The organism is Marinoscillum sp. HNIBRBA16962 (genome assembly GCF_057801515.1).
The window spans coordinates 3,571,266-3,586,063 of the sequence record NZ_CM173603.1 but is presented as its reverse complement, the minus strand read 5'-3'; the positions used below and the strand labels follow the sequence as shown (position 1 = coordinate 3,586,063).

Here is a 14,798-nt window from a genome sequence, read left to right as displayed (position 1 = left end):
CGCGTTATTTTTTTAACAAGACAAAGGTACCAACTTGTGTTTTAAGTTTTCCGTCTGCAAGTGTGAAAACCAATTTGTAGCGGTAAGTTCCTTCAGGAGCTGTTTTTTCTCCTACTCTGCCATCCCAGGCAGGATTTTCATCCGAATTTTGATGGATAAGCTCTCCCCATCGGTTGTATACGCTTAATTCAAAGGTGTTTGTTGGTAAGCCAAAAAGCTCCAGCTCGTCATTTAATCCGTCAGCATCAGGAGTAAACGCATCAGGGATGTAAACGATAAATTCGTAGGAAGTAGATACTGTGTTCGAAAAGACGGATACATTATCAGTAGGGTAATAGTACCGGGCAACCAGGTTTAGCTGATCTCCTATCTGCGCTGGAAGGATGAAGTTAGTTTCAAAAGGGATTTCCGTAGCTGCTGAGCTATCACTATTGTAAATGATAAGTGTTTGTTCATAACCGGAGGTTAGTTGATTTAAGGGCTCAGTGATACTTAGTTCGATTTCGTTCGTGTGTCTTATTTTATTTGTGATTTTCAGGTATGGAGCAGCCACTATAGCAGAGTCAATGATGGTTCCGCAGGTATCCATCTGAGTAAGTTTGTATGTATATTTCCTGAAATGACTTCCTACCTGATCAGCAAAACTGTTTTGGATATAATTGAGAAAACCATACGATCCGGTGTCTCCATACTTCCTGAACACACTGATTTGGCTGCTGGTGGTAGAGCCTGTGTTTACATATATGTCGCCTCCGGAATAACTGGCATAAGTATTTGATAAAGGCCGGAGGGAGGCATTATCAAGCATGTAGCAGGATTCAGCTCCCTGAGTTACAGATTCGTCACAGGCATTTAATTTATCGATCCGGATGCAGTAATTAGGCTGACCAGGATCGAAGTTCAGCTGATAGCTGTTTTGTCCGGAGACTATTTTACCTTCAAATATGGAGGTGTAGTTGCCATTTTGAGATACCGAGATCCGGTATAAAGTGAGTGAGTCGGTGTTTGTGGTCAGGTTTAAAAAGAATTCATTCTCGCAACCTTCTGAGATGTTGGCAGAAATCAGTGTAGCATCTACAGGTTCAGTCAATGTGAATGCTCTGAATGCATCTGAGCAATTGGGGTAGGCATTGTTAAACCTGCCAATCACCTGAACACTACCGGAGCTGCTTCCATAATCATGGGTGGGGGGAGGGGCATTGGCTGTTACAACTACAGAGTCTGAGTTAGTCCATTTTACAATGTACGAGTCGTAATAGGTGTCTGTGATATCAATTCGCACCTCTGAGGAGGAACACTTGAACAGGTCAAATCGCGGGGTTTGAGGAGCTACCACTTCAAAAACCAGTGTGTCAGTTTTTACGGGCACGTTGGCTCCGGTAATCTGAACGATCTCATATACCCCGGGATCAGTGTATGTGTAGAATGTGTCTGTTACATCTATGAGACCATCTTCATAAATGTACGTGCGAGGTATATTACCAAAATTATCTTCATAAGTAACTGATATTGTTACGGGAGCACAAGCCTTTTCATAGGGTAGCGAAAACCTCCCCAGCGGACTCACATGCTGAGCATGAGCCCAGGTGATGGAGCATAACCATATGATCAGAAACCTCTTCAAATCCTTCAGTGGAAGTACAACGAAATAAAGTGGAAATTAGTCCTTGCTTAGCTGTTTAATTATATCTCCCATGCTAAGCAATTCCTGCTCACCGGTTTTCATATTTTTTAAAGTGTACTCTTTTTTAGCAATTTCATCATCTCCGATGACTATTACAAAAGGAATTTGGAGCTTATCCGCATAATTAAACTGTTTTTTAATCTTCACATTGTCGGGGAATAGTTCAGCATTGATCCCATTTTCACGCAATTGCGAAAGTATCCCAATTCCATGAAAGAAACAGTCTTCGCCAAAGTGTGCAATGAGTACCGAGGTACTGGAACCGACGCTTGGAGGGAACAATCCCTTTTCTTCCAGTACATCGTAGATGCGGTCCAGCCCAAAAGATATACCAACACCTGAAATACCCTCCAAACCAAACACTCCGGTGAGATTATCATATCGACCACCTCCGGTAATGCTGCCTATTTTTACATCGGTGGCTTTTACCTCAAAGATCATCCCGGTATAATAGGAGAGCCCTCTGGCAAGGCTGAAATCCAAAGACACTTTCAGTTCTTTTTTGTTTGCTTCAGTCAGGTATTTGAAATAATCATTGAGTTCAGTGATTCCCCTGTTTAACCCGATAATTTGCTCAATTGACTGGAGCTTCACCTGGTTGCCGGCATCTTCTTCAAATAATGCTAGGACGGTTTTCAGTTTGTGACTGTCTGCACCCATATTAATAAGCTCATCGGTTACCTTTTCAGAGCCGATCTTGTCAAGCTTATCGATAGTCACGCAAAATGGCATTTCCTGACCTGTCAGATCCACATATCTGGCGAGTTCCATGAGGATCTCCCGGTGATTGATCTTTAGTTCAAAGCCATTGTATTTCAAGTCGTTGAACACATCGTGAATAAGCATCGTCAGCTCCGCCTCATTCCACAGGCTGTCAGAACCTATGATATCAGCATCGCACTGATAAAACTCACGATACCTTCCTTTTTGAGGACGATCTGCCCTCCATACGGGCTGTATCTGGAAGCGCTTAAACGGAAATGAAATGTTGTGTTGGTTTTGGACAACAAACCGGGCAAACGGGACGGTAAGGTCGTACCTGAGTCCTTTTTCAGAAATAAGATTCAAGAGGTGCTGGCTTCCTTGTTCATAGTCCTGCTGAGAGCTTTTTTTGAGATAATCCCCTGTGTTCAGGATTTTGAACAACAGCTGATCTCCTTCATCTCCGTATTTGCCTGTGAGAACTGATAACTGCTCCATTGCAGGAGTTTCAATCTGATTAAATCCATATTTGATGAAGTTCCGCTTAATTGTATCTGTGATATAGGTTCTTTTTGCGGATTCTTCCGGTCCAAAATCACGTGTGCCTTTAGGTATTGATGGTTTCGATATTGCCATGAAACAAATTTTGGACAAAACTAACGAATACTCTAAATTTGCACCTCGTTATAAAGAAATGATCAAACAATGGCCGTTACAAGACTAGAAAGAAAAGGAAGAAGAAACGTTTCAAGAGCTAAGAATAGAGTTAATACTATTAAGCGCCTGAATAGCGTACCCACTATCAAAAATGTGGATATAGAGGAGATCAAGAAGGAATTTAGCAAAAAAGCAAAAGCTCCTAAAAAAGAAGAAGCTAAGAAAGAGGAGGCTCCTAAAGCTGCAGCTCCAGCAGAAACCAAGGAAAAGAAAGAGGCTAAGAAAGAAACGAAAAAAGAAGCTGCTCCAAAGGCTGAAGCAAAGAAGGCTGAAAAGAAAGCGCCCAAAGCCAAGGCTAAAAAGGCAGATGACAAAAAAGAAGAGAAAAAAGAGGATAAGTAACGATCATCGTTTTCAAAATATCAAGCTCCTTTGTCAAGAACGAGGGAGCTTTTTTTATGCTTTTTAACTTTTCTGGAAACAAGGATTGGTTATGCATATCCCATTATGCGGTAAGCAACAAAGCCCACCCACTCTTTTATAAGCCTTCTCCAGTTTTCCAGGGCTTCTACACTGGGGAGAATCCAGTGCAGACTCCATTCAAACTCAGATGACTGGTAATCAACCGGGTAGGGGATGATGGTCACACCCTGTTTTTCAAAGCAACGGATCGCACGGCGCATATGGTAAGCAGAGGTGATGAGAAGGACCGGACGGTCCATGATGTTTTTACTTCCTAATATTTTACTTACCTCTACTGCATTTTCATGGGTATTTCTTGACTGGTCTTCTATGTCCACATACTTGTTGAGGTTCAGTGCCTGCAGGTATTCCTCCAACTTGATGCTTTCTTTCTCTTCAGGATGGAGTAAGGATCCGGAGCCCCCTGAAATGATCAGCTCCTGGATGACCTGCTCGTTAAGCAACCGGATACTTTCCACGAGCCGGTCACTACTGGCATTCAAATGAAGTTGTGTTTCAGGTCCTTTATTCACTTCGGTGACTCCACCAAGCATGATACCGGTACGCACCAGTGGGAGTTCGGAAGGGCGACTGGGAGGGTATTCCCACTTTTGCAAGGTTAGGTTGATCAATAACGGATTTGTAAATAAGAGCAAACTTCCAAGGCTGGCTATGAGAAAAGCTTTCCTCCTTTTTTCTGTTCTACTAAAAACAGCCAGAAAAAGTAATGCGATAATCCAACTTACCGGGTTGACCAGGAAGTAAAATACTTTAGATAAGATGAAAAACACTGTGTCTATTTTCTATTACCTCCTACGATCTTCTTAAATACATCAAAATACAGGGTCATGAACAAAATGACGGTCATCAACCAAATGATAAATGTGTTGAAGTACAAAGTGTCAAATGCGGTTCCGGCTACCGGTTTTTCCGGAAAGTAAAAGAGGGTTCTAAAATCAAATGGACTGCCTGCTGCCGTTGGCCTCTGATAAACCGGATAGATTTTTTGTACATATTCATCACCGGCTCTCAACAGACGGTTTTCAGTGCCCATGTTTTTCACAAGGACTGCTATAGCTTCGTTCTCATGCTGCTCCCTTAGTCGGTTAAAAGCCTGCATTTTTTCTGGTGTACTGGTCAGTGACCTGAGAATGGCCTGCTTTTCTTTGTTGGCTTTTTTGAATCGCTCATTGTAATAGCTATTCAGTTTTTTAATGATATTGGTGGTTTCCTTGAAAACTCCATCATCAAAACTGCTTGTTGTTAGTTTTTGAATTACGGGGATATCAGCTCCAACCGCAGCAGCCTCTTTGCTAAGCTCGTTTCTTATTAGATTTAGCTTATCATTGATTTCAAGTTGTGCACCTTCATTTTGTTTAAGGTCCCTTACACGCTCCAGGTCATCTGTGAGCTGAGGTAATAAATAGGAAGTCTTAAACTCGGATTCTGCCATGATCTGCTCATACAGGTAGAAAGTTTCTTCGTAGGCGTTTTCTTTGAATTGTGTGACAGCAAGTGCTTCAAAAGCCCATCGGGAAGCCATTAAGTCGCCAATTACCGGTACTTTATCTTTTGCGGTGATGGTGGGGTTCAGCTTATCGAAATTTACCACAACACCACTCAAAATGAGCTGCGGAATTACAAGTAAGGGAATAAGAATGTAAACGGTAATTGCTGATTTGAATGCAGAAGATGCATTCAGTCCAAGTACGTTGGCAAAGCATGATACGGAAAAAAGCACTAGCCAGAAAGGAAGGATCATTCCTTTTATTTCAAGGATCCACGAACCAATCAAAACAAAGGTTAGTGTCTGAATCGCCGAAAGAATAAACAGAATCAGGATCTTTGAACTGAGATAGCTGACCCGGCTCAGGTTTAAGAAGGCTTCCCTTTCCAGTATTTTTCGGTCTTTGATAATTTCCTCAGCACTGACTGTAAGGCCCATAAACAGGGCCACAATCACTGACATAAAAAAGAATACGGGAATATTAGGGTTTTCGCTAAACAGGTATTCTCCGGCTTCCCTGGGAACATAACGAACTATGTAAGCCAATAGCAGGGCTAATACAGGTGCCTCCAGAAAGTTTATGATCAGATATTGTTTATTTCTTAGCTTCGTTTTCAGGTCCCGGATACTGAAAATGCCAAGCTGTTTTAACTTATTTGGGATGTTCAGAGTTTTGTGAGGAACATTATCTGCTTCGCGAACCCTGGTAAGTTTTATTTTTTCTTTGAAAAGCAGATACCATTGATATGGGGTTTTCTTCCGCTCACTTGTCAGGTGTCCATATTCGTTGACTACTTTTGACTCTATGATATTAAATATCACCTCAGGGTTGGCGGTATTGGCCTGGTCTACCATTTTTACCTGCTCCTTAAAGTAAGATATACCCTCTATAGGATTCCCATAATACACCTGATAGCCTCCTACATCTAAAACAATCAGCTTATCAAACATTTTGAAGATATCCTCGGATGGCTGATGGATTACCACAAAGATCATCTTTCCTTTTAAGGAAAGCTCCTTTAGCAGGTCCATGATATTTTCTGAATCCCTGGATGAAAGTCCACTGGTGGGCTCATCTACGAAGAGTACTGAAGGTTCTCTGAGTAGTTCCAGGCCTATGTTGAGACGTTTTCGCTGACCCCCGGAAATGGTTTTATCCAAAGGTGATCCTACCTGGAGATTTTTAGTCTCATACAGCCCCAGCGCCAGCAGTGTTTTCTCTACCAGCTCAGTAAGGTCACTTTCCGAATGGCCTTTAAAGCACAGCTTTGCAGCATAATACAGGTTATCAAAGACGGTTAGTTCTTCAATCAGCAGATCATCCTGTGGTACATAACCAATTACACCGTTTATTTGTCGCTTCTCCTCATGGATATTTATCCCATTGATCCTTACCTCTCCCTGGGCCGGTGTCTCATTGCCATTGAGCACATTCAGGAGGGTAGACTTACCAGCTCCGCTTCCGCCCATAAGGGCGATAAGACGGCCACCTTCCTCCTGTATGTTGATATTTCTGATCCCGACTTTCCCGTTTTTGAATTTGAAGGTGACCTCCTGTGCCACAAATGTGATATGGTGCTCAGAGTCGATCTGTTGGAAGACACTGACCACTTCACTGAAAAATACAGCCTGACTGCCCGCCGATTTTATTACGCTACCTATCGTAAAATTGTAGATGTGGTTGGTTTTCATCGGAGCTCCATTTAAGGTAAGCCCTTTTTCACCTATATATTTAGCAAGGTATACTTCGATCCCGGGTATTCGCAAAATGAAAATAAATCCGTCCAGGTCTTTGTAAACCAGGTGCTTACATTCATCGGGAATGCTTTGAGCGCCATTATCGATAATGAGAATGTTTGGGGAAACAATTTTGCTCCGCTCCTGGTAAATAACAAATGCTTTAATCAGGTCGGTGATTTCTTTCGAAATATTTATCTCATCCGATATCAGGTAAAGTAGCTCTGTTTCTCTCTTTGTAATGACCCCATCCGATGCAATCAGGATGATCAGGTTTAATATGATTACAGCCTTTTGCTGAGCGGTCTGCTCGCGGTTGATTTTAGAGCAGATCTCTGCAATCTGCTCTTCCTCGCTTTTTGTGTTAAAACTCAGTGAGTCACATATTTCATTGAAAAGTTTGAGGTACTTTTTGGCAGTTTCCTCGCTGAGATTCTCTTTTAGGTAGCCTTCGATGGAGGCGATTTCATCGGTCGTTATTTCATCTTCTTTTGCTACGATCGCCAACAGGTGTATAATCGCGCTGAGTATTTCTTCGCTCATAGGAAAGGTTTAGTTAGGCAGCCTAAAAATACAAAAAGCATTGGATACTGATCCAATGCTTTTCTTCTTAGATTAGGTTGGTGTGGTAATTATTGATATTCTACAATATCTGTTCGAATTCTTTTTACTTCAGTGGTGATGTCAGCGAGCATTTCTCTCGTAAGAACAAAATCCCCTTCATTGGAAGCAATCTTCTCTTCTACTTCTTGCAGATCTCCTTCATAGAGAATCTTCAGAATGTTTAGCTCTGTGATCATTTGAGCAATAATATCATCCTGAGGAAGGTCTTTCAGCATAGCTATTACATCCAACAGAGGTTTTTCCTGGTCCAGAACTACCCGAACCATTGGTTCCAGTATCAGGTTTCTGGTATCTTCATCCAGTACATCATCCGGATATTCTTCGATCACTTTCACCGCAAGGTATAGCCCTTCTACAAAACTGCCGGAGAGAACCAATGCTGCGGTAGGTACTCTGTCAGCACCCTGAAGTCGTTGCTCAATTCCGATAATAGACTCTTCCATGATCGAATTGATGGAATCCGGATTGCTGAGGTTATCCTGGAATCTCTCCATGGTGGAGACATCAAATACTGAAGCTACTCCCAAAGATTCAGCCAGTTTTTGACATGCCTCTGTATACTTCAGAGCATCATCGACTTTTTCATATGACACCAGATATCCAATGTCTGTAGCATATACTCCAAGATTTAAAGCGGATTCATCCTCGTTAGTCAGGTAATTATCCAATCTTTCCAAATCGTTAACCAAACCCGGTGTAAAATCTTCACCAGTGGCTTTAAGCATATAAGGCACCTCGGTAGGGGAAGGAAGGTCACTGAGAAGCTTATCAATGTCTTCTGATATTTTTTGATCTTCAAAAGACACATCATCCGCTGTTGATTCTTTTTTGGATCCGCCTCCACAGCTTGCCATTACAAAGATTAACAATGTACCTGCCAGTATGCCGTAGGTATTTCGAAAAGTCGTTTTCATTTTTTTGAAAATTCTTGGTTAGGTTAAAATTCCTTTCAATTTTAATGCTTTTTAAGCAGGATTAAAATTTAGTGTGGATAATTTCGCCAATAGAAGACAATAAAACAAAAATTAACCGATGGGTGGACTCAGTTACAGTAGTTTGAGAGCAGGGAAAAAATATTGGCTGGTTAATTTCGGAGAGCGTTTTGAATTCGAAATCCTGGAGGTGCTATCCCCCCAGGATTTCTTACTAAAAGACCTGAATACGCTTGAGCGTTATACAATGTCAGACCTTACCAGGTATGGTAAGGGAGAAGATTTTGAAATACGAGATCTGTACTAGTGTGCTGACTTGTAAAAAAGCCAACTATTTTTGCGCTCTTTTTCCTTCATACTGTGTTAAAATTTTCTACCATAACCCTGCTATGCCCTCAAATTTTGCCGTGTCTGAAGAAAAAATAACATCAAAAATTTAGTCACCTTTCTTACAAATCATCACACTAGACGAGCTGAAAAAATGATTCAGACTTTGATGGCAGGGTAGAGGCGCCCATCAGCCATTCATCCAGGGCTTTTGCAGCTTCTCTTCCCTCTGAAATGGCCCATACTACCAAAGACTGGCCTCTGCGCATATCACCTGCAGCAAAGACTCCTTTCTCACTGGTAGCATACTTATCTGCTTTCACATTTCCCCGGTTGTCAAGGTCAAGATCCAGTTCTTCAATCATTCCTTCTTTCTGAGGATGAACAAATCCGGCAGCAATAAGCGCTAATTCACAAGGTATTACCCGCTCGGTGTCCCTGATCTCTTCCATGCCATTTTCTCCCCACTTAATGTCTACCAGCTTCATCCCGGTAAGTTCTCCTTTATCATTTCCGATGAATTCTTTGGTGAGAACTGCCCATGAACGATCACATCCTTCTTCATGCGAAGATGATGTTTTCAATGTCATAGGCCACTCAGGCCATGGGTTATTAATAGCCCGCCCTTCCGGAGGTTTGGAAAGCAACTCTATCTGAGTTATGGACTTTGCACGATGTCTGTTTGAGGTTCCGACACAGTCAGAGCCCGTGTCACCACCACCAATTACCACTACATTTTTGCCGGTAGCCAGTATATCTTCTTTGGTATCCTCTCCTTTATGGTTGATCAGTACAGATGGGTTCTCAGCAACTCGCTTGTTTTGCTGGCTGAGGAAATCCATGGCATAATGAATGCCTTTAAGGTCTCGTCCGGGCAGAGGCAGATCTCTCGGTACGGTAGAGCCTCCACATAGGAGGATAGCGTCAAAGTTTTCTTTTAAGTCTGCTATGGGTACGTTTACACCCACGTTGGCATTCGTCTTGAAAACGATCCCTTCTTTTTCCATTACTTCGAGCCTCCTGTCAATGGTCCATTTTTCCATTTTGAAATCCGGAATACCATATCGAAGCAATCCACCAATTTTATCTGCGCGCTCAAAGACGGTCACATTATGTCCGGCCTGGTTCAGTTGGCTGGCTGCTGCAAGTCCTGCTGGTCCTGATCCTACTATGGCCACAGATTTGCCTGTTCGTTCTTTAGGAAGCTTTGGTTGGACAAGACCCTTTTGAAATGCTTCTTCAGCAATTGATTTTTCAATATGCTCAATTGCAACAGGATCTTTATTGATACCTAAAACACAAGAGCCTTCGCATGGAGCCGGGCAGATCCGGCCTGTGAACTCCGGAAAATTATTGGTTGAAGAGAGTATATCGTATGCTGCTTCCCAGTCTCCCTGGTACACTGCATCATTGAAATCAGGTATTTGATTGCCTAAGGGACATCCCTGATGGCAAAACGGTATGCCGCAATCCATGCATCGTGCTGCCTGCTTATTCGTTTTCTCTTCAGGAAAAGGATCATATATCTCTTTATAATCCTCAATTCGCTTCTGAGGGTCTCTTGAACCTGGAAGTTCTCTTCCGTATTTTAAAAATCCGTCTACTGCTCCCATTATGCTACTTTCTCTTGTATTTTTCTTTCTTCTAAAACTCGTTTAAGGTCATTTGGCATCACTTTCACAAAGTACTGCTGCATGTGATCCCAGTCATCCAGGATGTTTGATCCCAGTTTACTATTGGTGTGGTTGACATGTTCCTGGATTTCATTCTTGATATAATCTATATCCTCACTATCCAGTGATTCCAGACCCACCATCTCCGTATTGACCTTATTTTTAAATTCATCATTGGTATCAAGGATGTATGCAATTCCGCCACTCATACCAGCGGCAAAGTTGTTTCCTGTTTCCCCAAGGACAATCACCCGGCCTCCGGTCATATACTCGCATCCATGATCTCCGATACCTTCTACTACAGTTTCCACGCCGGAATTTCGCACGCAGAAACGTTCTCCTGCATTCCCGTTGATATAGGCTTTTCCGGATGTTGCTCCATAGAAGGCCACATTCCCGATGATGATATTCTTTTCTGGCTGGAAAGTGGCTTTTTCCGGTACTTTGATTGTGATCTTCCCTCCGGAAAGCCCTTTACCACAGTAGTCATTGGCTTCTCCCTCCAGGTAAAACTCAATACCCGGAGCAAGGAATGCTCCAAAGCTTTGGCCGGCGGAGCCTTTAAATCCTACTTTAAATGTATTTATGTCAACGCCTTTACTTCCATATATTTTAGATACTTCATGTGAAAGCATAGCTCCGACAGACCGGTCTATATTTTTGATATTGTACACTTTGTTGTTTTCTGCTTTTTGCAGATAGTCCTTTATGAGCTTTCGATCAAGGACTTTTTCAAGATGGTGTAATTGTTCGATCTGATTGTAGGTACCATATGAAGTAGGTACTTTCTCCTGGTACAGGATAGGAGAGAAGTCTATATTTTTCAACTTCCAGTGGTCTAAATCAGATCGTACCTTCAGAACTTGCGACTGACCAACCATCTCACTAATCGATCTGAACCCAAGTCCAGCCATGATTTCACGTAATTCTTCAGCGATAAACCGGAAGAAATTCACGACATGGTCAGGGTTTCCTGTAAATAGTTTTCTCAATTCAGGACGCTGTGTTGCGATACCTACCGGACAGGTGTTGAGGTGGCACTTACGCATCATGATACATCCTTCCACGATCAGGGCAGTGGTGCTAAAACCATACTCTTCTGCTCCCAGCAGGGTAGCAATAGCGACATCCCGTCCTGTCATCAGCTTACCATCTGTCTGAAGTACTACGCGACTTCTCAGGTTATTTTTAAGTAATGTCTGATGGGCTTCTGCTAATCCAATTTCCCATGGTAAACCTGCATGGCGAATAGAGCTCAAAGGAGATGCTCCCGTGCCTCCATCTGCTCCCGATATCAGGATTACGTCAGCTTTTGCTTTAGCAACTCCGGAGGCAATAGTGCCTACTCCGGCTTCAGAAACGAGCTTTACATTGATCCTTGCATGCCGATTAGCATTTTTAAGGTCATAAATCAGCTGCTTCAGGTCCTCTATAGAGTAAATGTCGTGGTGAGGAGGAGGGGAAATCAGGCCTACACCTGGTGTGGAGTGCCTTACCTTAGCTATCCATTCGTCCACTTTATGTCCGGGCAACTGACCACCTTCGCCGGGCTTTGCCCCCTGGGCTATCTTGATCTGAAGCTCAGTGGCTTCTTTCAGGTAGTTGCTGGTTACACCAAATCTACCGGAAGCAACCTGCTTAATTGCTGATCTTTCCCAGTCTCCATTTGGTTTGCGTTCAAAGCGGATTTCGTCTTCACCACCTTCTCCACTATTACTTTTACCGCCTATCCTGTTCATAGCGATGGCCAGCGTGGAGTGCGCTTCGTGGGATATGGAGCCAAAAGACATAGCTCCCGTTGCAAATCTCGTCATGATGCTGGAAGCGGGCTCCACTTCATCGATCGGGATAGCGCTTCGCTTTTTAAACTCGAATAAGCTTCTTAAAGTAATTGTGTTTTCCTGGTACTGGTGAACGCTGCTTGAATACTTTCTGAATAGATCGTAATCATTTAACGAGGTAGACTTCTGGAGTAAATGGATCGTCTCAGGATTCAGCAAGTGAGCTTCTCCGTTTCTCTTCCATTGGAAAAATCCTCCAACTTCCAGAAGTTTTTTGCCAGACCCAAAACCAGCGTGATGCTTGATCAATGCTTCTTTTTCAAGGTCTTCGAAGGTCAGACCGTCCAGTCGGCTTACGGTTCCCTTGAAGCATTTATTTACCACTTCGGATCCCAGACCTACACACTCAAAGATCTGAGCGCTTTGGTAAGACTGAAGGGTAGATATTCCCATTTTGGAGAGGATCTTCAGCAGACCTCCACCGATACCTTTAGTATAGTTCTCAAAGTATGTTGAAAGGGAAACCGAACTATCAAGCTTTTGATTTTCATACAGGTCAGCAATGATCTCATAGACCTTAAATGGATAGATAGCGCTGGCACCATAACCTACTGCTGTTGCATAATGGTGTGTTTCCCAGATATCACCTGCTTCTGCAATAATTCCCGCCTGCGTTCGAATGTTATGTTTCACTAAATAGTGATGTACGGCTCCTATAGCAAGTAATGTCTGGATGGGTACGGAAACCTCATCTATGTTCCTGTTGGAGATGATAAGTATTTTCTTACCACTTTCTACAGCTGCTTTCGCCTCCTCGCATACTCTCTCCAGAGCATCATGAAGATTCTCTTTTGAAGGATCATAAGTGGCATCAAGATAGGCATGGTCAAATCCAATTTCTTTTTGATGAGTCAGCTTATAAAAGTCTTCTTTAGAAAGTACGGGCTGAGAAATATGGATCTGCTTTGTGTGGTCTGGTGTCTCGTCAAGGATATTGAGAGATTCTCCCACCCTGGTAAACAAAGACATAACCAGACGCTCTCTTATCGGATCGATAGGAGGGTTACTTACCTGTGCGAAGAACTGCTTGAAGTAGTTTGATATATGCTGAGACTGTCTGGAGAGAACTGCCAGCGGCGCATCGGCCCCCATTGACCCTACAGGCTCTTTAGCCTGCTCGGCTAAAGGTTGCACGGTGAGTTTCAGGTCTTCCTGGGTGTAACCATAAGCCTTCAACTGCTTTCTGAGGAGCTCCGGATCAGCCTTCTCTTCATTTATTTCAGGATTAGGCAGCAGTCTGAGCTTGATTCTTTTTTCTTTGATCCAATCAAAATAGGGTTTGTTTTCAACTACCTTTTTCTTGATCTCTTCATCTTTGTATAACTTGTTGTTTGGCAGGTCCAACCAAAGCATTTTACCCGGCTGAAGTCTTCCGTTCTCCACAATGTTGTCTGGGGAGATCGGGATAGCTCCGGTTTCAGAAGCCATTATCAATCGGTCATCCTTGGTAATGGTGTATCGTACCGGACGCAAACCATTCCTGTCCAGAGTTGCTCCCAGCTGCTTACCGTTAGTGAAGAAGAGCGCAGCAGGCCCATCCCATGGCTCCATAAGGGCAGCATGATACTTATAGAAGGCCTTTTTCATCTGATCCATGTATGAATTATCCTGCCATGCTTCAGGTACAAGCATCATCATCACATGCGGCAAAGTTCTGCCTCCAAGAACCAATAACTCAATCAGGGCATCAAGATTTGCCGAGTCTGAATTTTTCGGATCGGTTACAGGTAGCAGCCATTGTAGTTCTTTTTCGGTAAAGAGCGGAGAGGACATGTTGGCCTCTTTGGATTTCATTTTGTTGACATTACCTCTGATGGTATTTATTTCTCCATTGTGAGCGAGGTATCGGAATGGCTGAGCAAGCTTCCAGTTCGGGAAGGTATTTGTAGAAAAGCGCGAGTGAACAATTGCAAAAGCAGACTTGAAATCTTTGTTATTCAGGTCATGGTAGTAGCGTTCTACCTGATCAGTTTTAAGCTGACCTTTATAGATTACTGTACGGCTTGAAAAGCTACAGAGATAGAAGCTGCCATTTTCACCACCAACCTTACTTTTGATTTCATGGGTAGCATAATTATTCAGAACAAAGAGCTTTCGTTCGAGTTCATCTTCAGATAATTCTTTTTTTGAACCTACGAAAACCTGCTCTATATGTGGTTCTGCCGCTTTGGACTCGTGTCCCGGCACCTGCTCGTCTACCGGTACAGCCCTGTATCCGATGAGGTAAAGTCCCAGATCCTTAATGCAGTTATTTAACATAACACGGCACTCTTCTCTAACACTATAGTGCTTAGGGAGAAACATCATGCCGACTCCATAAGTGCCTTTTTTAGGTAGGTCTATTGCAAAGTTTGCCAGTTCTTGCTTGAAAAAATTGTGGGGGATCTGGACGAGGATGCCCGCTCCGTCACCAGTGTTTTCATCACTACCGGTTGCGCCTCTGTGCTCCATATTCTTGAGCATTGTGAGAGCATCTCTTACTATTTTATGAGATTCTTTGTTTTTGATGCTGGCAATACATCCAACTCCGCATGAATCATGTTCTAACTCTTTATTATACAGTCCCTTATGTTGCATTTAATCTCCGCTTTTTCTTTAAAACCAACCTCAAAATTACTGAATTTTGGCCCTTTAAAGAAATAAAATTCCTTT

General features: G+C 42.8%; 9 protein-coding genes. 2 read left to right on the top strand and 7 right to left on the bottom strand.

The features are described 5' to 3' along the window. Nucleotides 1–4: 4 nt before the first annotated feature. Nucleotides 5–1,624, bottom strand: a complete 1,620-nt coding sequence (locus AC3E9V_RS14815) for a T9SS type B sorting domain-containing protein (RefSeq protein ID WP_488748909.1) — start codon at nt 1,622–1,624, stop codon at nt 5–7. A 36-nt stretch (nt 1,625–1,660) separates the two neighbouring features. Beyond that, nucleotides 1,661–3,022 carry a histidine--tRNA ligase gene (gene hisS / locus AC3E9V_RS14810; RefSeq protein WP_488748908.1) on the bottom strand — a complete coding sequence of 454 codons (1,362 nt, stop codon included), beginning with the start codon at nt 3,020–3,022 and terminating at the stop codon, nt 1,661–1,663. 69 nt (nt 3,023–3,091) lie between these two features. Between hisS and AC3E9V_RS14805 the strand changes: the two genes are divergently transcribed. Then, nucleotides 3,092–3,445 (top strand): hypothetical protein, encoded by a 354-nt coding sequence (locus tag AC3E9V_RS14805; protein WP_488748907.1) that lies wholly within the window; start codon nt 3,092–3,094, stop codon nt 3,443–3,445. Nucleotides 3,446–3,534: 89 nt separating this feature from the next. On the opposite strand, the gene AC3E9V_RS14800 is transcribed toward AC3E9V_RS14805, so the two are convergent. The 3 genes from AC3E9V_RS14800 to AC3E9V_RS14790 all read right to left on the bottom strand — a co-directional run bounded on the left by AC3E9V_RS14800 (nt 3,535) and on the right by AC3E9V_RS14790 (nt 8,287). Beyond that, complete coding sequence (locus tag AC3E9V_RS14800; protein ID WP_488748906.1) at nt 3,535–4,296, bottom strand: YdcF family protein; 762 nt, start codon at nt 4,294–4,296, stop codon at nt 3,535–3,537. Between the two features lie 5 nt (nt 4,297–4,301). Then, nucleotides 4,302–7,292: an ATP-binding cassette domain-containing protein gene (locus AC3E9V_RS14795; RefSeq protein ID WP_488748905.1), complete on the bottom strand. Its 2,991-nt coding sequence runs from the start codon at nt 7,290–7,292 to the stop codon at nt 4,302–4,304. A gap of 89 nt (nt 7,293–7,381) precedes the next feature. Continuing rightward, complete coding sequence (locus AC3E9V_RS14790) at nt 7,382–8,287, bottom strand: hypothetical protein (protein ID WP_488748904.1); 906 nt, start codon at nt 8,285–8,287, stop codon at nt 7,382–7,384. A gap of 118 nt (nt 8,288–8,405) precedes the next feature. Between AC3E9V_RS14790 and AC3E9V_RS14785 the strand changes: the two genes are divergently transcribed. After that, a complete protein-coding gene (locus tag AC3E9V_RS14785; RefSeq protein ID WP_488748903.1) occupies nt 8,406–8,612 on the top strand; it encodes a hypothetical protein in 207 nt (68 codons plus the stop codon). Nucleotides 8,613–8,769: 157 nt separating this feature from the next. On the opposite strand, the gene AC3E9V_RS14780 is transcribed toward AC3E9V_RS14785, so the two are convergent. Both AC3E9V_RS14780 and gltB read right to left on the bottom strand, forming a co-directional pair. Continuing rightward, nucleotides 8,770–10,245 carry a glutamate synthase subunit beta gene (locus tag AC3E9V_RS14780; protein ID WP_488748902.1) on the bottom strand — a complete coding sequence of 492 codons (1,476 nt, stop codon included), beginning with the start codon at nt 10,243–10,245 and terminating at the stop codon, nt 8,770–8,772. After that, complete coding sequence (gene gltB / locus AC3E9V_RS14775; RefSeq protein WP_488748901.1) at nt 10,245–14,723, bottom strand: glutamate synthase large subunit; 4,479 nt, start codon at nt 14,721–14,723, stop codon at nt 10,245–10,247. The genes AC3E9V_RS14780 and gltB overlap by 1 nt, the downstream gene beginning before the upstream one ends. Nucleotides 14,724–14,798 lie beyond the last annotated feature (75 nt).

Coding starts and splice junctions, on each gene's coding strand:
- hisS (WP_488748908.1), bottom strand. CDS start 3,022: ATGGCAATATCGAAACCATCAATACCTAAAGGCACACGTGATTTTGGA.
- AC3E9V_RS14805 (WP_488748907.1), top strand. CDS start 3,092: ATGGCCGTTACAAGACTAGAAAGAAAAGGAAGAAGAAACGTTTCAAGA.
- AC3E9V_RS14795 (WP_488748905.1), bottom strand. CDS start 7,292: ATGAGCGAAGAAATACTCAGCGCGATTATACACCTGTTGGCGATCGTA.
- AC3E9V_RS14790 (WP_488748904.1), bottom strand. CDS start 8,287: ATGAAAACGACTTTTCGAAATACCTACGGCATACTGGCAGGTACATTG.
- AC3E9V_RS14785 (WP_488748903.1), top strand. CDS start 8,406: ATGGGTGGACTCAGTTACAGTAGTTTGAGAGCAGGGAAAAAATATTGG.
- AC3E9V_RS14780 (WP_488748902.1), bottom strand. CDS start 10,245: ATGGGAGCAGTAGACGGATTTTTAAAATACGGAAGAGAACTTCCAGGT.
- gltB (WP_488748901.1), bottom strand. CDS start 14,723: ATGCAACATAAGGGACTGTATAATAAAGAGTTAGAACATGATTCATGC.